General features: G+C 62.6%; 20 protein-coding genes. 18 read left to right on the top strand and 2 right to left on the bottom strand.

What is annotated here, in order from left to right; all coding sequences use genetic code 11:
- Positions 1-40 precede the first annotated feature (40 nt).
- Positions 41-925 (top strand): CNNM family magnesium/cobalt transport protein CorC, encoded by an 885-nt coding sequence (gene corC / locus ACM3N8_RS08390; protein ID WP_042034712.1) that lies wholly within the window; start codon positions 41-43, stop codon positions 923-925.
- 286 nt (positions 926-1,211) lie between these two features.
- On the top strand, positions 1,212-2,708 hold the full coding sequence (lnt, locus tag ACM3N8_RS08385) for an apolipoprotein N-acyltransferase (RefSeq protein ID WP_290017970.1): 1,497 nt from the start codon (positions 1,212-1,214) through the stop codon (positions 2,706-2,708).
- Positions 2,709-2,783: 75 nt separating this feature from the next.
- Here lnt and ACM3N8_RS08380 read toward each other — a convergent pair whose 3' ends face one another.
- Positions 2,784-3,266: a zinc ribbon-containing protein gene (locus ACM3N8_RS08380; protein ID WP_043135733.1), complete on the bottom strand. Its 483-nt coding sequence runs from the start codon at positions 3,264-3,266 to the stop codon at positions 2,784-2,786.
- Positions 3,267-3,411: 145 nt separating this feature from the next.
- Between ACM3N8_RS08380 and leuS the strand changes: the two genes are divergently transcribed.
- From leuS to ACM3N8_RS08300, 16 genes are all read left to right on the top strand, one after another.
- A complete protein-coding gene (gene leuS / locus ACM3N8_RS08375; protein WP_290017835.1) occupies positions 3,412-5,991 on the top strand; it encodes a leucine--tRNA ligase in 2,580 nt (859 codons plus the stop codon).
- A 116-nt stretch (positions 5,992-6,107) separates the two neighbouring features.
- A complete protein-coding gene (lptE, locus tag ACM3N8_RS08370; protein ID WP_042867584.1) occupies positions 6,108-6,590 on the top strand; it encodes an LPS assembly lipoprotein LptE in 483 nt (160 codons plus the stop codon).
- Positions 6,591-6,603: 13 nt separating this feature from the next.
- Entirely contained in the window at positions 6,604-7,638 is a 1,035-nt protein-coding gene (gene holA / locus ACM3N8_RS08365) for a DNA polymerase III subunit delta (protein WP_290017836.1), read from the top strand.
- Between the two features lie 76 nt (positions 7,639-7,714).
- A complete protein-coding gene (gene nadD, locus ACM3N8_RS08360; RefSeq protein WP_290017837.1) occupies positions 7,715-8,359 on the top strand; it encodes a nicotinate-nucleotide adenylyltransferase in 645 nt (214 codons plus the stop codon).
- Positions 8,360-8,532: 173 nt separating this feature from the next.
- On the top strand, positions 8,533-8,874 hold the full coding sequence (gene rsfS, locus ACM3N8_RS08355) for a ribosome silencing factor (protein WP_043135742.1): 342 nt from the start codon (positions 8,533-8,535) through the stop codon (positions 8,872-8,874).
- A 22-nt stretch (positions 8,875-8,896) separates the two neighbouring features.
- Entirely contained in the window at positions 8,897-9,364 is a 468-nt protein-coding gene (gene rlmH, locus ACM3N8_RS08350) for a 23S rRNA (pseudouridine(1915)-N(3))-methyltransferase RlmH (RefSeq protein ID WP_042034723.1), read from the top strand.
- Positions 9,365-9,465: 101 nt separating this feature from the next.
- Positions 9,466-11,382 (top strand): penicillin-binding protein 2, encoded by a 1,917-nt coding sequence (gene mrdA / locus ACM3N8_RS08345; RefSeq protein ID WP_043135745.1) that lies wholly within the window; start codon positions 9,466-9,468, stop codon positions 11,380-11,382.
- The gene (gene rodA / locus ACM3N8_RS08340) at positions 11,375-12,478 is read left to right on the top strand and encodes a rod shape-determining protein RodA (RefSeq protein ID WP_043135747.1); all 1,104 of its coding nucleotides are present in this window, start codon (positions 11,375-11,377) and stop codon (positions 12,476-12,478) included. Before mrdA ends, rodA begins: the two co-directional genes overlap by 8 nt.
- The gene (gene mltB, locus ACM3N8_RS08335; RefSeq protein WP_290017838.1) at positions 12,478-13,476 is read left to right on the top strand and encodes a lytic murein transglycosylase B; all 999 of its coding nucleotides are present in this window, start codon (positions 12,478-12,480) and stop codon (positions 13,474-13,476) included. Before rodA ends, mltB begins: the two co-directional genes overlap by 1 nt.
- Positions 13,418-14,398: a septal ring lytic transglycosylase RlpA family protein gene (locus ACM3N8_RS08330; RefSeq protein ID WP_103470947.1), complete on the top strand. Its 981-nt coding sequence runs from the start codon at positions 13,418-13,420 to the stop codon at positions 14,396-14,398. Before mltB ends, ACM3N8_RS08330 begins: the two co-directional genes overlap by 59 nt.
- Before the next feature lie 195 nt (positions 14,399-14,593).
- Complete coding sequence (locus ACM3N8_RS08325) at positions 14,594-15,784, top strand: D-alanyl-D-alanine carboxypeptidase family protein (protein ID WP_043555087.1); 1,191 nt, start codon at positions 14,594-14,596, stop codon at positions 15,782-15,784.
- 279 nt (positions 15,785-16,063) lie between these two features.
- Positions 16,064-16,327 (top strand): DUF493 family protein YbeD, encoded by a 264-nt coding sequence (gene ybeD / locus ACM3N8_RS08320; protein WP_042867550.1) that lies wholly within the window; start codon positions 16,064-16,066, stop codon positions 16,325-16,327.
- A gap of 93 nt (positions 16,328-16,420) precedes the next feature.
- Positions 16,421-17,110, top strand: a complete 690-nt coding sequence (gene lipB / locus ACM3N8_RS08315; RefSeq protein WP_241325213.1) for a lipoyl(octanoyl) transferase LipB — start codon at positions 16,421-16,423, stop codon at positions 17,108-17,110.
- Between the two features lie 85 nt (positions 17,111-17,195).
- Positions 17,196-18,161: a lipoyl synthase gene (gene lipA, locus ACM3N8_RS08310; RefSeq protein ID WP_042867544.1), complete on the top strand. Its 966-nt coding sequence runs from the start codon at positions 17,196-17,198 to the stop codon at positions 18,159-18,161.
- A 163-nt stretch (positions 18,162-18,324) separates the two neighbouring features.
- Positions 18,325-18,828 carry a GNAT family N-acetyltransferase gene (locus tag ACM3N8_RS08305; protein WP_241278546.1) on the top strand — a complete coding sequence of 168 codons (504 nt, stop codon included), beginning with the start codon at positions 18,325-18,327 and terminating at the stop codon, positions 18,826-18,828.
- Between the two features lie 138 nt (positions 18,829-18,966).
- The gene (locus ACM3N8_RS08300; RefSeq protein ID WP_241278547.1) at positions 18,967-19,539 is read left to right on the top strand and encodes an RBBP9/YdeN family alpha/beta hydrolase; all 573 of its coding nucleotides are present in this window, start codon (positions 18,967-18,969) and stop codon (positions 19,537-19,539) included.
- Positions 19,540-19,580: 41 nt separating this feature from the next.
- Here the strand turns inward: ACM3N8_RS08300 and nqrE are convergent, their stop codons facing one another.
- Positions 19,581-20,180: an NADH:ubiquinone reductase (Na(+)-transporting) subunit E gene (nqrE, locus tag ACM3N8_RS08295; protein WP_042867538.1), complete on the bottom strand. Its 600-nt coding sequence runs from the start codon at positions 20,178-20,180 to the stop codon at positions 19,581-19,583.
- Positions 20,181-20,213 lie beyond the last annotated feature (33 nt).

Here is a 20,213-nt window from a genome sequence, read left to right as displayed (position 1 = left end):
ACAATTTCAAATGTGTTCAAGCGAGTAACCAAGAGAAAAAATGACCGACGATCACCCTAGTACCGGCTCGCCGAAGAAAACCTGGCTCGACAAACTCAGCCAACTCTTCCAGGGCGAGCCAAAAGACCGCAACGATTTGGTGGATGTGATAGCCGATGCCGAGGAGCGCGATCTTATCGATCAGGACACCAAGGACATGATTGAGGGCGTGCTCGAAATTGCCGAGCTGCGCGTTCGTGACATCATGATCCCCCGCTCCCAGATGGTCACCATAGAGAAGTCCCAGCCGGTGGACGACATCTTGCCCGTGATCATCGAATCAGGTCACTCCCGCTTTCCGGTGATCAACGAAGACAAGGATCATGTGGAGGGCATCTTGCTCGCCAAGGATCTGCTGCCGTTCGGTTTCGGCGGCCACCATGCCAGCGAGCCGCTGCAGCTCGAGAAAATCTTGCGCCCTACGGTGATCGTGCCCGAGAGCAAGCGGGTCGACCGTCTGCTCAAGGAGTTTCGTGAAGAGCGCTACCACATGGCCATAGTGGTCGACGAATTTGGTGGCGTCTCGGGTCTGGTGACCATTGAAGACATACTGGAGCTCATCGTCGGCGAGATAGACGACGAGTTTGACGACATCGAAGATGAGCCGGACGAGATCCGCCGCATCAGCAAGCGGGTCTTCTCGGTCAGTGCCCTCACCGAGATCGAGGATTTCAACGACTTCTTCGGCACCCAGTTCAGCGATGAAGAGGTGGATACCGTGGGCGGTCTGGTGATGCACGCCTTCAGCCACCTGCCGAAAAAAGGCGAGGAGATAGAGCTGGACGGCTACCTGTTCAAGGTGATGCACGCCGACCGGCGCCGCCTGCAGCAGCTGCAGGTGAAGATCCCCGACAACCATGTCGCGGCCCAGTCTGAAGCCCAGTAAATCCAGCGCGGCCCCCGGCCAGCCGTGAAGCATCAGCGCCCCGCTCGTCGGGGCGCTTGCCATTTGGCCACGGGGCAAGGCAACCATATCCTCCAACCCCGCACGTCATCCCCTGCCCGACAGACCGCCCTTTATTTCCCGATCCCAGCCCGGTTGCGCCCGCCACAGCCGGGAGGCTCGCCGTTGACCGCATTTACAGGTTAAGATACCGGCCAATCAACCTGTTGCAGTCCAATCCGAGCCTCTATTGCCCGTGAAATCGAAACTCCTGACAAGCCTCTGTGCCATGGCATCCGGCGCGCTCGCCGTGCTGGCCTTCTCCCCCTTCAACTACTGGCCGCTGGTGATCCCGTCCCTGCTCGGCCTCTATGCCCTGCTGGACAAGGCCAGCCCCAGGCAGGCGGCCTGGCGCGGCTTTGGCTATGCCATGGGGCTGTTCCTGCCAGGGCTCTGGTGGATCCACGTCAGCATGACCATGTTTGGCGGCATACCGCTGCCGGTCGCCTTCGTGCTGCTGGCCGGCCTGTCGGCCTATCTGGCGCTCTACCCGACCCTGGCCTGCTGGGCCTTCGCCCGCTTCTTCAGCGGTCGCCACTGGAGCCGCTGGCTGCTCGCCTTCCCGGCGCTCTGGCTGGTGGCGGACTGGCTGCGCGGCTGGGTGATGACAGGCTTCCCATGGCTCTGGTTTGGTTACAGCCAGATCGACGGGCCGCTCAAGGGGCTGGCCCCCATCCTCGGCGTGCAGGGCATCACGCTGGCGCTGCTGCTGTCGGCCTCCGCCCTCTGGCTGGTATGGCAGAGCCGCAAGCCGGTCTGGCTGCTGCTGCCCGTCGCGCTGATCGGTGCCGCTCAGGGGCTGATGCAGCTCAACTGGGTGACCCGCGGCGAGCCGGTCAAGGTCGCCCTGGTGCAGGGCAACATAGAACAGTCCCTAAAGTGGGATCCCGAGGCGCTGGTGCCGACGGTGCGCAAGTATCAGGATCTCAGCCGCGAGCACCAGGATGCCGACATCATCATCTGGCCGGAATCGGCGATCCCGGCCATCGAGAAGGAGATGGGCAACTACCTGGAGAGCCTGGACAAGGCGATGAAGGTGAACGACACCGGCCTGCTGGCGGGTATCATTCATTACGATTTCGAGCAGCAGCGCTTCTTCAATACCGTGCTGGGCATGGGAGTGCAGGACGCGGACGGCAAGGAGTCGTATCACTACGAGCACAAGAACCGCTACTACAAGTACCACCTGCTGCCCATCGGCGAGTTCGTGCCGTTTGAAGATCTGCTGCGCCCCATAGCGCCCTTCTTCAACCTGCCCATGTCCTCCTTCAGCCGCGGGAATGAGCAGCAACCGAACCTGATCGCCAAGGGGCTCAAGTTCGCCGCCGCCATCTGCTACGAGATCATCTTCCCGGACGAGGTGCGCCGCAACGTGCAGCCGGATACCGATTTCCTGCTGACCGTTTCCAACGATGCCTGGTTCGGCACCAGCATAGGTCCCTGGCAGCACATGGAGATAGCCCGCATGCGCGCGCTGGAGCTGGCTCGCCCGCTGCTGCGCGACACCAACACCGGCATCACAATCGTCACCGAGATCGATGGCAGCATCATAGCCCAGCTCCCCCAGTTCGAGGCCGGGGTGCTGAGAGCCGAGGTGCGTCCCGCCCACGGTTCGACCCCCTACCTGCGCTTTGGCAGCTGGCCGCTGTACGGGCTGACCGCCCTGCTGCTCGGTCTGGCGCTGGCGCTGCGTCCCCGTGCCCACCCCTGGGCCCGCGAGCTCTGAACCGGTGATCCGGTTCGTCGCTGAATGAAAGAGGCGCCCCCTGGGCGCCTCTTTTCATCTGGTTGTCTGACGGGATCAGGGCGAGAGCGGCTCGCGGTGATACTCGTGGCCGCCGCACTCGGGGCAGGTATCGAGCGGCTGCGGGTGCAGCACTGTATGGCGCCAGCCACACTGCTCGCACACCATGACGCCGAGGCCCACCCAGTCACCCGCCTCGTAGACGCCCTTGTGCTCCAGCTCGTCCGCCAGCTCGCGCCACTCCACCTGGGCGCGGTCGGTCACGTCCGCCAGCCAGGACCAGGCGGTGTCCTTGAGCGCCAGCATGAAGGCGGACTCCTCCACCTCGGCGCGCCCCTCGTCATAGTTGCCCAGATCCCGCTTCACGTACTCGGCGATCAGCGCCAGCTCATCCTGGGTCAGGTCGCCGGCCGCCTCCAGATAGGCCTGCACCTTGGCGATCATCCGGTTGAGGCGCTCCCCCTGGAACTCTTCAGTCTCTTGCCACTGCTTCTGCAGCTCTGCAATGAAGGCTTCGTACCCTTTTTGACGTTTGTCCATGGTCGTTACTCCTCTACTGAACCCTGATCATGCCCGGCATAAGGCCTGACGGATGCTGGCGGTTGTTGCCGCCGCTGGATATGGGTATTCTATTGCGATTTCCCAGCTGATTTATCTATTCATTTCACAGATCCGGATGTCACCAATGCAAGAGCAATACGTTCCCCAATCCATAGAACCAGCAGTGCAAAAGCACTGGGATGCCAAGAAAACCTTCAAGGCGGTGGAGAAAGTAGACAAGGAAAAGTTCTACTGCCTCTCCATGTTCCCCTATCCGTCTGGTCGTCTACACATGGGGCACGTTCGCAACTACACCATAGGTGATGTGATCTCCCGTTATCAACGCCTCAATGGCAAGAACGTGCTGCAACCCATAGGTTGGGACGCATTCGGCCTGCCGGCGGAGAACGCCGCGGTCAAAAACAACACGGCACCGGCGCCCTGGACCTACGAAAACATCGAATACATGAAGAACCAGCTGAAGATGCTGGGTCTGGGCTATGACTGGGATCGCGAGCTGGCGACCTGCAAACCGGATTACTACCGCTGGGAGCAGTGGTTCTTCACCAAGCTGTACGAGAAGGGTCTGGTCTACAAGAAGACCTCCTCCGTCAACTGGTGCCCGAACGACATGACGGTACTGGCCAACGAGCAGGTGATCGACAACTGCTGCTGGCGCTGTGACACCCCGGTGGAGCAGAAAGAGATCCCCCAGTGGTTCATCAAGATCACCGACTATGCCGAAGAGCTGTTGAATGACATCGACAATCTGGAAGGCTGGCCGGAGATGGTCAAGACCATGCAGCGCAACTGGATTGGCCGCTCCGAAGGGGTCAACATCCACTTCCAGGTCGCCGATCAGGCTGGCGACCTCGAGGTCTACACCACCCGTCCCGATACCCTGATGGGCGTCACCTATGTCGGCATAGCCGCCGGTCACCCGCTGGCCCTGCAGGCTGCTGCCGGTAACCCCGAGCTTGCCGCCTTTATCGACGAGTGCAAGAACACCAAGGTGGCCGAAGCCGAACTGGCCACCATGGAGAAGAAGGGCATGGCCACCGGCCTGTATGCCATTCACCCGCTGGATGGCCGCAAGGTGCCGGTCTGGGTCGCCAACTTCGTGCTGATGAACTACGGCACAGGCGCCGTGATGGCCGTCCCGGCCCACGACCAGCGCGACCATGAGTTTGCCACCAAGTACGGTCTCGAGATCAAGCCTGTCATCAAGCAGGCTGACGGTGAAGCGCCGAACGTGATCGAGGCCGCCTACACCGACAAGGGCGTGCTGTTCGCCTCCGGCGAGTTCGACGGTCTCGAGTTCCAGGCCGCCTTCGATGCCATCGCCAGCAAGCTGGAAGCGATTGGCAAGGGCAAGCGCACCGTCAACTTCCGTCTGCGCGACTGGGGTGTCTCCCGTCAGCGTTACTGGGGTGCCCCCATCCCCATGCTGACTCTGGCCGACGGCACTGTGGTGCCGACCCCGGAAGATCAACTGCCGGTACTGCTGCCGGAAGACGTGGTGATGGATGGCATCCAGAGCCCGATCAAGGCCGACGCCGAGTGGGCCAAGACCACCTATAACGGCCAGGAAGCGTTCCGGGAAACTGATACCTTCGACACCTTCATGGAGTCCTCCTGGTACTACGCCCGCTACTGCTCCCCGGACTACGACAAGGGCATGCTGGATCCGGCTGCCGCCAACCACTGGCTGCCGGTGGATCAGTACATAGGCGGCATCGAGCACGCCTGTATGCACCTGCTCTACGCCCGCTTCTTCCACAAGCTGCTGCGTGACGCAGGGCTGGTGAACAGCGATGAGCCGTTCAAGCGCCTGCTCTGCCAGGGCATGGTGCTGGCCGACGCCTTCTACTACAAAGACGAGAAGGGCGGCAACGTCTGGGTCAGCCCGGTTGACGTCAAGGTCGAGCGTGACGACAAGGGTCGCATCACCAAGGCCATCGACCTTGAGGGCCGTGAAGTCATCCACTCCGGCATGACCAAGATGTCCAAGTCCAAGAACAACGGCATAGACCCCCAGCTGATGGTGGAGCGTTACGGCGCCGATACCGTCCGTCTGTTCATGATGTTCGCCTCGCCGGCCGAGATGACCCTGGAGTGGTCCGACTCCGGCGTGGAAGGTGCCCAGCGCTTCCTGCGTCGCCTGTGGCGCATCACCTTCGAGCACGTCAGTGGCGGTGCCGCCCCGGCGCTGGACGTGGCGGCACTCAGTGCCGACCAGAAAGCCGTTCGCCGCGAACTGCACAAGACCATCGCCAAGGTGAGCGATGACGTGGGTCGTCGTCAGACCTTCAACACCGCCATCGCCGCCATCATGGAGCTGATGAACAACCTCTCCAAGCTCGGCACCGACGAGCAGGATCGCGCCCTGATGCAGGAAGCGCTGGAAGCCGTGGTGGTCATGCTCTCCCCCATCACCCCGCACATCGGCTTCGAGCTGTGGAAGATGCTGGGCAAGGGCGACGACCTGGACCACGCCGCCTGGCCGGTGGCCGACGAGGCTGCCATGGTCGAGACCGAGAAGCTGGTGGTGGTGCAGATCAACGGCAAGATGCGCGGCAAGCTGACAGTGCCGGCCGAGATAAGCCAGGCCGACGTCGAGAAACTGGCCATGGCCGATGCCTCTGTGCAGAAGTTCACCGATGGCCTGACCGTTCGCAAGGTGGTCTATGTGCCGGGCAAACTGCTCAACATAGTGGCCAACTGATGCCATATCGCGTGGCAACTCAAGCTGACTGCCTGGTTGCCAAGCGGTAACGACAAACGGATGATAACGGCGGGCCCTGCGCCCGCCGCTTTCCCCTAATGCAAAGAGGATTTCATATGGGCACCCCCCTCATTCGCTGGATGGCCATAGTGCTGATGGGCCTGCTGCTGCAGGCTTGCGGTTTTCAGATGCGAGGCACGGCCATCCCGCCCGAGTTGATGACCATGAAGGTGGTCGGTGACAACAAGAGCGACTTCTACCGACTGGTCACCACCCGCCTCAAGGCGGCTGGCGTCAAGCTCGCCGACAAGGAGGGCATACCTGTGCTGACCCTGTCCGGCGTCGGCAGCACCAGTCAGGTTGCCTCGGTTGACTCCATAGGCCAGGCCCGTGAGTACGTGCTGGGCTACAACACCCAGTTCACCGTCTCCATGCCGGGCAAACCGACCCAGGTCTTCCCCATCACCTTCAACCGCAGCTTCCTGAACAAGCCGGACGCGGCGCTGGCCTCCTCCCGCGAGCAGGAGCAGCTCGGCAAGGAGATGCAGGAGCAGGCCGCCAGCCTGGTGATCCGCCAACTGAGCCAGGTCAAGTTCTGATGCGAGTATCTTGATGAGAGTCTATCCCGAGCAGTTTGCGGATCATCTCAAGGCAGGGCTAAAGCCCTGCTACCTCGTTTTTGGTGACGAGCCTCTGCTCAAGCTGGAGGCCATCGACGCCATCCGTCAGGCCGCCCGCAAGCAGGGGTTCGATGAGCGCCATACTTTCGTGGTGGAGCAGGGACTGGACTGGAATCAGGTTTATGACGCCTGTCAGGCCATGAGCCTCTTCTCCGCCCGCCAGATCATAGAGCTGGAGCTGCCGGCCAAGGTCGACAAGGATCTGGCCGCCCGCATCACTGAAATTGGCAAGCAACTGCATCCGGATCTGCTGCTGGTACTGAGCGGCGGTCGCCTCAACCAGACCCAGATGAAGGCAGCCTGGTTCGACAAGCTCAGCCAGAACGGCACCTATGTGCCGGTCAATCACCCCGAGCCCCGCTTCTTTCCGCGCTGGATGAGCGCCCGCTTCCAGCGTTTCGGCCTCAAGGCGCTGCCGGATGCCATCAACTTCATGTGCCACTCCTACGAGGGCAACCTGCTGGCCGCCAGCCAGGAGATAGAGAAGCTGACCCTGCTGGCACCGCCCCAGCCCATCAGCGTCGCCTATCTGCAAGAGACCATCATACGCCACGCCCATTTCACGCCGTTCCAGCTCATCGATACCCTGCTGGAGGGCAAGGTGAACCGGGCCCAGCGCATCCTGCTGGCCCTGCGCGCCGAGGGCACAGAGCCCGGCATGCTGGCCTGGGCCCTGTGCCGCGAGCTGGAGCAGCTCACCGAGCTGGCCCTGGCCGCCAGAGCCGGCCAGCCGCTGGTGGAGCACTTCTCCCGCCTGCGCATCTGGCAGAGCCGCCAGCAGCTGATCCAGCAGGCCCTGACCCGGCTGCCCTTCACCAAGTTGCAGCAGCTGTGGCAACTGATGGCCCGGCTTGACGACGCCCAGCGTCGCTTCGACACCGAGCAGGCCTGGCTGATGTTGCAGACCCTGGCCCTGGGTTTTCGCGATGGTACGCCGTTGCCCCTGCTGGAACCCGCCGCATGCTGAAGGCCCCCATCAACCTGCTGGCCCGAGCCACCTTAGACCCCATCCACATAGGTTCCCTTACTGCTGAGGACTGCTCATGCTGAAGCCACCCATCGGGCTGCTGGGCGGGACCTTCGACCCCATCCATATCGGCCACCTGCGCCCGGCCATAGAGGCGCGGGACGCCATAGGGCTGGCCGAAATCCGGCTGATCCCGAACCATATACCGCCCCATCGCGCCAACCCCTTCTGTTCGAGCGAGCAGCGCCTCGCCATGGTCAAGCTGGCGGCGGCGGAGAATGCGGGATTCGTGGTGGATGAGCGGGAACTGAAGCGGGACACCCCCTCCTGGACCATAGACACCCTCATCGAATTGCGGCAAGCGCTGCCGGGCACCCCGCTCTGCTTTCTGATGGGGATGGATTCCCTGCTCGGCCTGCCGAGCTGGCACCGCTGGCAAGAGCTGCTCGACTATGCCCACCTGGTGGTGAGCGTGCGGCCGGGCTGGCAACCTGACTACCCGGGGAAGGTGGCCGAGCTGCTGGCTCGCCATCACACCACGGATGCCACCGCGCTGCACCGGCGCCTTGCCGGCCATATCTGGCTGGCGAACAACCAGCCCATCGAGCTGTCGGCCACCCGGCTCAGAGCCCTGCTGGCGGCCGGGGAGGATCCCCGTTACCTGCTGCCGCCGTCGGTGGCCGATTACATTCGCCAGCAAGGCCTCTACCAGCCAAGCTGACCACAACCGGCGCCGACTATTGTCCCGGCCGGTTGCGCACTATATTGATCAACAGGGGCCTGGTTTGCCACACGGGCACAGCCCCCGTTCCACTCCCCTTCACCGGACTGGGAAACGGGAGTGACCATGATATAATCCGCCGCCCTCAGGCGTCGGAACACAGGAGAAGATCATTGCAAGGCCAAGAACTGCATGCCTTTATCGTCGACAAGATCGATGACATGAAAGGCCGCGACATCATCACCCTCGATGTGCGCGGTAAATCCAGCATCACAGACACCATGATCGTCTGTTCCGGCAACTCCAGTCGCCACGTCAGCGCCATCGCCCATCACCTGGCCAGCGAAGCTCGCCATGCCGGGCTCGATCTGCTGAGCGTGGAAGGCCAGCTCACGGGGGAATGGGTACTGGTGGACTTGGGGCAAGTCATAGTGCACGTGATGCAGGACGAATATCGCGACTTCTACCAACTGGAAAAACTCTGGGGCGCTACCGCTCAAGTGAATGCGCAATAACAGAGCACAAGTGTAACAAACGATGAAGATCCAGTTGATTGCAGTGGGCACCAAGATGCCTGCCTGGGTAGAGCGTGGCTTCGAAGAGTACCGTCGCCGTTTCCCCAAAGACATGCCGTTCGAGCTGGTCGAGATCGGCGCCGGAAAGCGCGGTAAAAATGCCGATATTCCCCGCATCCTGCAAAAGGAGGGGGAAGCCATGCTGGCCGCCGCCGGCCGTTCGCGCATAGTGACCCTGGATATTCCCGGCAAGCCCTGGACCACGGAGCAGCTCGCCGTACAACTGGAAGCCTGGAAGCTGGATGGGCGCGACGTGGCGCTGCTGGTCGGGGGCCCGGAGGGGCTGTCACCCGAGTGCAAGGCCGCCGCCGAGCAGAGCTGGTCGCTGTCGCCGCTGACCCTGCCCCACCCGCTGGTACGGGTGCTGGTGGCCGAGAGCCTCTATCGCGCCTGGAGCATTACCACCAATCATCCGTATCACAGGGAATGAACCATGCACATCTGGCGCATCACCCCCTTATATCACCCGTATCACAGGGAATAACCCATGGGGTTTTTGTCTTCTCCCTTCGTCTGTCATAAGGTAGCGGCATGCTGAAGAATCGCATCGAAATGCGCGACCACAGCGCCGAGGGTCGCCTCTTCTTCCGACGCACCCTGGTCGCCTACATCGGCATGATAGTGCTGATGCTGGTGCTGCTGGGCAATCTCTATTACCTGCAGGTCGAATCCTTCGAGACCTATCAGACCCGCTCCAACGACAACCGGATCCGGGTCGTGCCCGTGGCGCCGCCACGGGGCCTCATCTATGACGCCAACGGCGTGCTGCTGGCGGAGAACCGCCCCGTCTACAGTCTCGAAATCGTGCCGGAAGAGACCAAAGACCTGGACAAGACCGCCGACGAGCTGATCACCCTGCTGGCCCTGCCGGAAGGGACCAAGGAGAAGTTCCTGGCCGAGGTCAAACGCCAGCGCCGCTTCAAGCCGGTGGCCCTGTTCGAGAAGCTGACCGAATATCAGGTCGCGCTCTTCTCGGTCAACCAGCACAACTATCCGGGCGCCAGCATAGAGGCCTACCTCAAGCGCTACTATCCGTTTGGTGACACCCTCACCCATGCGCTGGGCTACGTGGCCAAGATCAACACCCGCGACGTGGAGCGCCTCGACAAGGAGGACAAGCTCGCCAACTATGCCGCCACCAAGGATATCGGCAAGCAGGGGGTGGAGAAGTTCTACGAGGATCAGCTGCACGGGGTGGCCGGTTATCAGGAGGTCGAGGTCAACAACCGCGGCCGCGTGGTACGGACCCTCAAGTTCCAGCCGCCGGAGCCCGGCAAGGACATCTACCTCAACATCGACATTCGCCTGCAACTGAAGGCCCAGCAACTGCTGGCCGGTCGCCGGGGCGCCATCGTCATGATGGATCCCAATACCGGCGCCATCCTGGCCATGGAGTCGAGCCCGAGCTACGACCCCAACCTGTTCGTGACCGGCATCTCCAACACCAACTATTCGGCGCTGCTCAACGATCCGGCCCGTCCGCTGGTGAACCGCACCACTCAGGGCATCTATGCCCCCGCCTCCACCGTCAAGCCCATGATGGCGGTGATGGGACTGAACGAGGGGGCCATCACCCCCAACTACCGCTACTTCGGCGGCCCCAGCTTCTCCATCCCCGGCACCACCAAGAAGTTTCGCGACTGGCGCCGCTGGGGCCACGGCTGGCTCGACGTCTACCGCGCCATCGAGGTGTCGGCAGATACCTATTTCTACGATCTCGCCTATCGAGTCGGCATCGACAAGATCCACAGCTACATGACCAAGTTCGGTTTCGGTCAGTACAGCGGGGTGGATCTGTACGAGGAGACCAAGGGCGTCATGCCCTCTCGCGACTGGAAGATGGCACGCTGGCGCCAGCCCTGGTATCAGGGTGACACCATTTCCATCGGCATAGGTCAGGGCTACTGGAGCGCCACCCCGATCCAGCTGGCCAAGGCGATCAGCATACTGACCCAGAACGGTCACGATGTGACGCCGCACCTGCTCAAGAGCACGGCCTCGCTGGATGGGGTGGTCAACGCCCCCGTCAACCCGAACATGGCGCTCAAGGCCAAGAACGATGCCTATTGGCAGGTGGCCAAGGACGGCATGTGGCGCGTCATCAACGGCAATGAAGGCACGGGCCGACGCGCCTTTGCCAACACGCCCTACAAGGCCGCGGGCAAGTCAGGTACCGCCCAGGTGGTGGGTCTGAAAGAGAACCAGGTCTACAACGCGGCCACCACCAAGGTGGAGCACAGGGATAACGCCCTGTTCGTCTCCTTCGCCCCGTTCGAGGCACCCAAGGCCGTGGTGGCCCTGGTGCTGGAGAACGCCGGGGGCGGCAGCAGCATGGCCGCGCCTGTGGCACGTCAGATGCTGGATGCCTATCTGGTGCCACCAGAGCCCCAGTTGCCACCGGCTCCCAAGCAGCCGTCCCCATCACGCGAGGCCGTTTCCCATGAGTAATTCCGCGCAGCGACAGAGCATCTGGTACCGGCTGCATATCGACCTGCCGCTGTTTCTCGGCCTGCTGGCCCTGATGTCCCTCTCCATGGTGGTGCTCTACTCCGCCTCCGGTCAGAGCGTGGACTCCATCGTGCGCCAGCTGGTGCGCGGGGGGCTGGCCTTCGCCCTGATGATCGGCATGGCCCAGCTGCCCCCCTCCCTCTACGCGCGCTGGTCCGTGCCGCTGTTCGTGGTGGTAGTGCTGCTGCTCATCGCGGTGGACGTGTTCGGCCACATCGGCAAGGGGGCCCAGCGTTGGTTAGACCTCGGCTTTATGAAGTTCCAGCCCTCCGAGGTGATGAAGCTCTCCATGCCCATCATGGTGGCCGCCTGGCTCAGCCGCCATTCGCTGCCCCCCAAGTTCAGCCATGTGGTGATCGCGCTGGTGATGGTACTGCTGCCCACCCTGTTGATCGCGGCCCAGCCCGATCTCGGCACCTCCATCCTGGTGGCCGCCTCCGGCTTCTTCGTTATCTTCCTGGCGGGGATCAGCTGGTGGCTGATCGGGCTGGCGGTGCTGCTCATCTGCGCCTTCATGCCGGTGCTCTGGTTCTTCCTGATGCACGACTACCAGCGCCAGCGGGTACTGATGCTGCTCGACCCGGAGAAAGACCCGCTCGGCCGCGGCTATCACATCATCCAGTCGAAGATTGCCATCGGCTCCGGCGGCGTCTTTGGCAAGGGCTGGCTGCAAGGCACCCAGTCCCAGCTCGAGTTCCTGCCCGAGCGTCACACCGACTTCATCTTCGCGGTGTTCAGCGAGGAGTTCGGTCTGGTGGGCGTCGCCCTGCTGCTGGTGATCTATCTCTACATCATCAGCCGCTGCCTGTTTATCTCCATGCAGGCCCAGAACAGCTTCGAGCGCCTGCTCGGTGGCGCCCTGACCCTCACCTTCTTCGTCTATGTGTTCGTCAACATGGGCATGGTGAGCGGTATTCTTCCGGTGGTAGGGGTGCCCCTGCCGCTGGTGAGCTACGGCGGCACCTCCATGGTGACCCTGATGGCAGGCTTCGGCATCCTGATGTCCATCCAGACCCACAGAAGGCTGCTGGCCTGATGAGAGGTGCCTGGCTGGCACTCTCCCTGTGCTCGCTGACGGCGAGTGCAGCCCCTGTGCCCGAGCGGCTGGCGTTGCTGGCCGAGCAGCAGCAGGTGCCGCTGGCCGAATTGCAGGCGGCCACGGCGCAGGCCCGGCTGCGCCAGGAGATACTCGACACCATCAGCAAGCCATGGGAAGCCAGGCCCTGGCACAGCTACCGGCCCCTGTTCGTGACCCAGGCCCGCATACAGGACGGGGTCAACTTCTGGCAACGCCATGCCGATGCCCTGGCGCGGGCCGAGCAGCACTATCGGGTGCCTGCCTCCCTCATAGTCGCCATCATAGGCATAGAAACCTTCTACGGCCGCCAGATGGGCCGCCATTCCGTGCTCGACAGCCTCTACACCCTGGGATTTCACTACCCAGCGCGCGAGGAGTTCTTCGCCAAGGAATTTGCCCAGCTGGTGCTGCTGGCCAAAGAGGAGAAGTGGCCACTCACCCGCCTCAGGGGCTCCTACGCGGGCGCCATGGGCATGGGACAGTTCATGCCCTCCAGTTACCGCCACTACGCGGTCGATTTTGACGGAGATGGCAAGCGGGATCTGTTTGCCAATCCGGTGGATGCCATCGGCAGCGTCGCCAACTATTTCGCCCTGCACCAGTGGCGCTGGGGCGAGTCGGCCGTCGAGCCCGCCTTGATCGGGCTGGCGCCAGTGAGTACCCTGCTTCGGCCCGAACCCGAGCTCAGGCAGCTGTGGGCAGAGCTGGCCGCCGCCGGGATTGAACTCGCCACCCCGCTGGCACCCGACACGCCGGTGAAACTGCTGGCATTGGAACAGGCCGATGGACCGGAATACTGGGTCGCGCGCCACAATTTTTATGTGATCACCCGCTATAACCGCAGCCCTCTCTATGCGATGGCGGTGCATCAACTCAGTCAAGCAATCCAGGAAGCGTATGCATTACAGCCACAAACTTCTCCCGCTCAGCCTGAGCTTGTTGCTGGCCGCCTGTAGCAGCCAGCCGGAACAGGCTCCCCTGCCGCAGGAACCCGTCCAGCAGGAAAAACCCCAGGTCATCGAGATCCCGCAAGCCACGGGCGCCATTCCGCGTCCCGAGCCCCTGAGTGCCAGCGGCAACCGGGACTACTGGATAGGCAAGCAGAAGAACGAGGTGTGGCGCGACATCAAGCACTACACGGAAGAGGGCACCGCCAGCTGGCTGGCCCAAGATCTGGACGGTCAGCAGACCGCCAACGGCGACGTGCTGGACAGCAAGCTGTTCAGCGCCGCCCACCGCAACCTGCCGCTGCCAAGCTATGTGCGGGTCACCAACCTGACCAACGGGCTGGAGACCATAGTACGGGTCAACGATCGCGGCCCGTCCGACAGCACTCGCCTCATCGATCTCTCCTACGCCGCCGCCAAACAGCTGGACATGGTGGAGAGCGGCGAGGCGCGCGTGCGGCTGGAGCTGATCAACGACAAGCCGGATCAGATGGTCGAGATGGTGCCCATGATGACGATGCAGCCCATGCAAGCGGCGCAGAGCCCGGCGACCCCGGTCGCTCCGCAGGCTGCGGCGCAGGAGGGTTTTCTGGGTGAACCGACCGCGCTCGCCATGGCCACGCCGGCCGCCGCTGAACCGGCCCCCGTCAAGGCCCCCGCGGCCAAACCCGCCAAACCGGCACCGGCCCAGGCGGCCGCCCCCGTCGGCAGCGGCGACGGCAAGATGATCCAGGTGCTGGCCAGTGGCTCCCAGCCCAGGGCCGAGGCCATGGGCAAGGTGATGACCCAGCGCTACGGCGTGCCGTATCAGGTGGTGGCCCACGGCGCCATCTTCCGGGTCCTGCTGGGACCGGTCGCCGCCGATCAGCAGGCAAGCCTGCTGGAACAGATCCGTCAGGGGGGGCTGGAGCAAGCCTTTATCGTCCCCTGACACCAGCTGGCTCACCTCGGGTGAGCCACCGCCGGGTGCCCGTCGTCACGTCGTTTCCCGGCGTGACGACGGCTCCCGATGGATAAAAAACCAGACCAGATGGCACGTCGGACTATGACCGACGGTCGCTTCTGGTATAGTGAAGCCCGCATTTTTAACTTGGGTTACCCCCATCCAGGCTCCAGGAATTTCAAGATGTCCAAATTTGCCCGTTCAGTTATTCTGGCCTCCCTGTTAAGCGCCACCGCCCAGGCCAACCAGCCTGTACCGACCCCGAACGCAACCCCCATGGTCGTTCCCGCCGCGCCGGAGATCTCCGCCAAGGCCCATATTCTGATCGATTACTACTCGGGTCAGGTGCTGGCCGAGCAGAACGCCGAAGAGCGTCTGCCGCCCGCCAGTCTGACCAAAATGATGACCTCCTATATCATCGGCCAGGAGCTGCTGAAGGGGAACATCAAGCGCACCGACATGGTGACCATCAGCCAGAACGCCTGGTCCAAGAACTACACCGACTCCTCCAAGATGTTCATCGAGGTGGGCAAGCAGGTCTCCGTCGATGACCTCAACAAGGGCATCATCATCCAGTCCGGCAACGATGCCTGCGTCGCCATGGCCGAATTCCTGGCCGGCAGCACAGACTCCTTCGCCAGCCTGATGAACTCCTGGTCCGCCAAGCTCGGCATGAAGGACAGCCACTTCATGAACCCGCACGGTCTGGATGCGGAAGGCCACTACAGTACCGCCCACGACATGGCCCGTCTGGGTCAGGCCCTGATCCGCGATCTGCCTGAGGAGTACAAGATCTACTCCCAGAAATCCTTCGTCTTCAACGGCATCACCCAGCACAACCGCAACCGCCTGCTGTGGGATCAGTCCCTGCAAGTGGATGGCATCAAGACCGGCCACGTCAGCCAGGTCGGCTACAACCTGGTCTCCTCCGCCACCAACAACGAAGGCATGCGCCTGATCGCCGTGGTGCTGGGCGCCAGCAGCGAGGGTTCCCGCGCCGCCGAGAGCAAGAAGCTGCTCACCTACGGTTTCCGTTTCTTCCAGAGCCTGACCCCGTACAAGGCCGGCACCGAGCTGGTCACCCAGAAGATCTGGATGGGCGACAAGTCTGAAGTGAAACTGGGCGTCGACAAGGATGTGTCCGTGCTGGTTACCCGTGGTCAAGGCAACAACCTGAAGGCGGACTTCCAGCTCGAGAGCGAACTGAAAGCCCCGCTGGCCAAGGGCCAACGGGTCGGCACCGTGTTCCTGAAGCAGGGCGACAAGGAGATCAAGCAGGTTCCGCTGGTCGCGCTGGAAGAGGTGCAGGAAGGCGGACTGATGAGCCGTCTGTGGGATTACCTGGTGATGCTGGTCTCCAGCTGGTTCAAGTAAGAGAGACGCACAATCCTGACCAAACAGCGGCGCCAACAGGCGCCGCTGCTGTCTTTACCCGGTCATACCAGCGAATAACCCTGCAATCTGCAGGTTCCGCCGACTGGCGATTTGTGGTAAAAAGCAGCATCTTCATGTCTTGTCGCGCGGCCCGGGCCTTGATCTCTGCCCGGGCTATGCCCATATAGACTTGTACATGACGGCCTGATGAGCCATTGGCCACCAGCCACGCAAGATTAAAGATGAAGTCATCCCGTGATGACGCCAAAAGGTGAGTAGATGAATACCAAGTTTGATGAACTGCTGGAGTTCCCCTGCAAGTTCCCGTTCAAGGTGCTCGGCATTGCCGACCCGGCCCTGCCGGATCAGGTGGTTGAAGTGCTGCAGCAACACGCCCCCGGCACTTACAGCCCGACCGTTCAGCCCAGCTCCAAGGGCAACTACCACTCGGTCCGCGTAACCGTGACAGCCCAGAGCAAAGAGCACATCGAAGCTATGTACCATGCCCTTGGCAAGATCGAGCTGGTGAAATACGTACTGTAATTTCTCTCTCGCCCCGCCAGGGGCGATTGATTTTGCGTCACCCCCGAGCGCTGACCCATGGTGCCGACTCAAGCGCCAGCCTGTGAGGAAAAGATGTCACCCCAGATCCCCGCCCAGCCACAGCTGCTCGTCAGACACCTGGGTCGCCGCCCCTACCAGCCGGTATGGGACGCCATGAAGGCCTTCACCGACAGCCGCACCAGCGACACCCCGGACGAGTTCTGGGTGGTGGAGCACGACCCCGTCTACACTCAGGGCCAGGCCGGCAAGGCCGAGCACCTGCTCGCCCCGGGCGACATCCCTGTGGTGCAGAGCGATCGCGGCGGTCAGGTGACCTATCACGGCCCCGGCCAGTTGGTGCTCTACGTGCTGGTGGATGTGCGCCGCAGCAAGCTCACGGTGCGCGAGCTGGTGACCTGCCTGGAAACCGCCATCATCAAGACCCTGGCCAGGAGCGGTATTGAGGCCTATGCCAAGCCCGACGCCCCCGGCGTCTACGTGAAAAGCGAGCTTGGCGCCTCGCTGCAGACAGAAGCCAAGCTGGCCTCGCTGGGCCTGCGCATCCGCAAGGGCTGCTCCTTCCACGGCCTGGCACTCAATATCAACATGGACATGACCCCCTTCCTGCGCATCAATCCGTGCGGTTATGCGGGCATGGCCATGACCCAGACCAGCGCCCTGGGCGGCCCGCAGAGCGTGGCCGAGGCGCAGGCCATTCTGGTGGCCGAACTGGCCAGCCTGATTGGCTATGAGACGATCACCCATACCGAAGAGGCGGCATGAGCAAGCCCATGCTGCGTGGCCATGAGGGCACAGAGATGACCCCGACGGCTATCTACCAAACAATAACAAACACCGAGAGTGAATCATGAGCAAACCCGTTCGTATGGAGCCGGGCGTCAAGCTGCGCGATGGCGACAAGATGGCCCTGATCCCGGTGAAATTCATGCCGGATCCCGACGAGGAAGTGCTGCGCAAGCCGGACTGGATGCGGATCAAGCTGCCGCCGTCGAGCCAGAAGATCGAGCACATCAAGAGCACCCTGCGCAAGAACAAGCTGCACTCAGTGTGTGAAGAGGCCTCCTGCCCCAACCTGGCCGAGTGCTTCAACCACGGCACCGCCACCTTCATGATCATGGGCGCCATCTGCACCCGTCGTTGCCCCTTCTGCGACGTGGCCCACGGCCGCCCGCTGGCGCTGGATCCCGACGAGCCGCACAAGCTGGCCCTCACCATCAAGGAGATGGGGCTGAAATACGTGGTCATCACCTCGGTGGACCGCGATGACTTGCGCGACGGCGGTGCCCAGCACTTCGCCGACTGCATCAAGCAGATCCGCGAGCACAGCCCGCAGACCCGCATCGAGATCCTGACCCCGGACTTCCGCGGCCGGATGGAGCAGGCGCTGGAGGTGTTCCGCGAGACGCCGCCTGACGTGTTCAACCACAACCTGGAAACAGCCCCGCGCATGTACCGGGTCGCCCGCCCCGGCGCCGACTACAAGTGGTCCCTCGAGCTGCTGCGCCGCATCAAGGAGATGCACCCCCATGTACCGACCAAGTCCGGTGTCATGATGGGTCTGGGCGAGACCAACGAAGAAATCGTGCAGGTGCTCACCGATCTGCGCGAGCACGGCGTCAACATGCTGACCCTGGGCCAGTATCTGCAGCCGAGCCGCCACCACCTGCCGGTGAAGCGCTACGTGCCGCCCGCAGAGTTTGACGAACTGAAGGATGTCGCCATGGGGCTGGGCTTCTCCCACGCCGCCTGCGGCCCCTTCGTCCGCTCCTCCTATCATGCGGACCTGCAAGCCAAGGGCGAAGAGGTGAAATAACCTCATCCACCCCTGATCAAAAAAGAGCGCCCAAGGGCGCTCTTTTTTATGGGCCAGCCGCGGGCTGACGCCGTTCCGGCTCCCGACAGCAGCCAGCGTCGTTTGCGCTCACTTCGCCGCCGGGTTAACGTGAACCCCCTTCTCCCTTTGAGTGATCTGCAGTATGCCAACCCCCCTCGTTCGCCTGATCCCCATGAGCCAGGCCCACTACCCCGCCTATTGCACCTACTTCATCGAGGATTACGCGCAGGATATCGCCAGCAATCATGGCCATGATCTCGCCACCGCCCGTCGCAAGGCCGAAGCCTCTCTGCTGCACTCCCTGCCGCAGGGGGTAGCCACCGCCGGCCACAGCCTGCTCTGCATCCTGCCCGCAAGCGAAGAGGAGGCGGTTGCGACCGCAGAGGTGCAGCCACTGGGCTATCTCTGGCACGCCATCGACCCCGATGCCAGCGCCACCTTTATCTATGACTTCTATGTCGCCCCGGCTCACCGCAGCCAGGGCATCGGCAAGGCCGCCATGGCGGTGCTGGAGGCCGAGCTCAGGGCCAGTGGCATCAGCCAGATCAAGTTGCGGGTCGCGTACGACAACCCGCGCGCCCTGGCGCTCTACCAGGAGGCGGGCTTCGCCATCACCGGCTACAACATGGCCAAGCTGCTGGACTGAGCGGTTTGTCCCTCCCCTGTATCGCCCGGATAGGGGCGTGTCGGCACCCAGGGGGTGCTGGTATTATGTGGCCGCCCCGGCCAGTTGCCGCAGCGGCACGGTTTTTCATTCCCTGTTGCCCGTTTCAGGATCATGCTCATGTCACACACCCGCGTCTTCATAGTGCACGGCTACACTGCCTCCCCCCAGTCCCACTGGTTCCCCTGGCTCAAGGAGAAACTCGAAGCCCGCGATATCCGGGTCGAGGTGCTGGCCATGCCAGACCCGCACCGGCCGGAACCAGCCGCCTGGGATGCCGCCATGGACAGCCTGGTGCGGGATCACGATGAGCGCACCTTCCTGCTGGGCCACAGCCTCGGCTGCATCGCCATACTGCGTCAGCTCAGCCGCCTGCCCGCCTGCCGCCGGGTGGGCGGGATCCTGCTGGTGTCCGGTTTCGATCAGCCCCTGCACACCCTGCCGGAACTGGATCCCTTCATGCAGCCGGGCTATGACCCGGCACACATCATGACCCTGGCTCCCCAACGCGTCGTGGTTGCCTCCCGCGACGATGCCATAGTGCCTTATCGCTACTGCCAGCACCTGAGCGAGCAGCTGGCCGCGCCGCTCTACAGCCTGGAGCAGGGTGGCCACTTCCTCGACCGGGACGGCTTCCTGACACTGCCGCTGGTCCACGACCGGCTGTTGGGGATGATAGCCCCCGCCGCATAGCAAAACGGCCACGCAAGTGGCCGTTTTCACAGGTGGCGTGCCTAGAGCGACATGCCGGAGAAGGACATGAAGCCGAGCGACATCAGCCCGGCCACTATAAAGGTGATGCCGATGCCGCGCAGCCCCTCGGGTACATCCGAATACTTCATCTTCTGGCGCAGGCCGGCGATGGCGACGATGGCCAGCAACCAGCCAAGCCCTGAACCCGCCCCATACACTATGGATTCGATGAAATCATAATCCCGCTGGGCCATGAACATGACGCCGCCGAAGATGGCGCAGTGCACCGTCAAGAGCGGCAGATAGATGCCCAGCGCGTGATGGAGCGCCGGGAAGTGCTTGTCGAGCACCATCTCCATCACCTGCACCAGCGCGGCCAGCACCCCTATGTAGACGATGAAATCGAGAAAGCTGAGATCAAACTCGCCGAGGAAGGTGCTCTCGGGCCGCAGGATATGGCGGTAGATCAGGTTGTTGAGGGGAATGGCGATCACCATGACCACCAGCACCGTCAGGCCCAGGCCGAAGGCGGTATTGATGTTCTTGGAGACGGCCAGGAAGGTACACATGCCCAGAAAGAAGGCCAGCGCCAGGTTTTCGACAAAAATCGACTGAATAAACAGGTTTACATAATAATCCATCGGATCGGCTCACAACTTGTGCAGATAAGGGCC

Source organism: Aeromonas sp. A04 (assembly GCF_047780465.1).
In the GTDB taxonomy this organism is placed as follows: domain Bacteria; phylum Pseudomonadota; class Gammaproteobacteria; order Enterobacterales; family Aeromonadaceae; genus Aeromonas; species Aeromonas bestiarum.
This window is presented reverse-complemented; position numbering and strand designations above follow the sequence as displayed.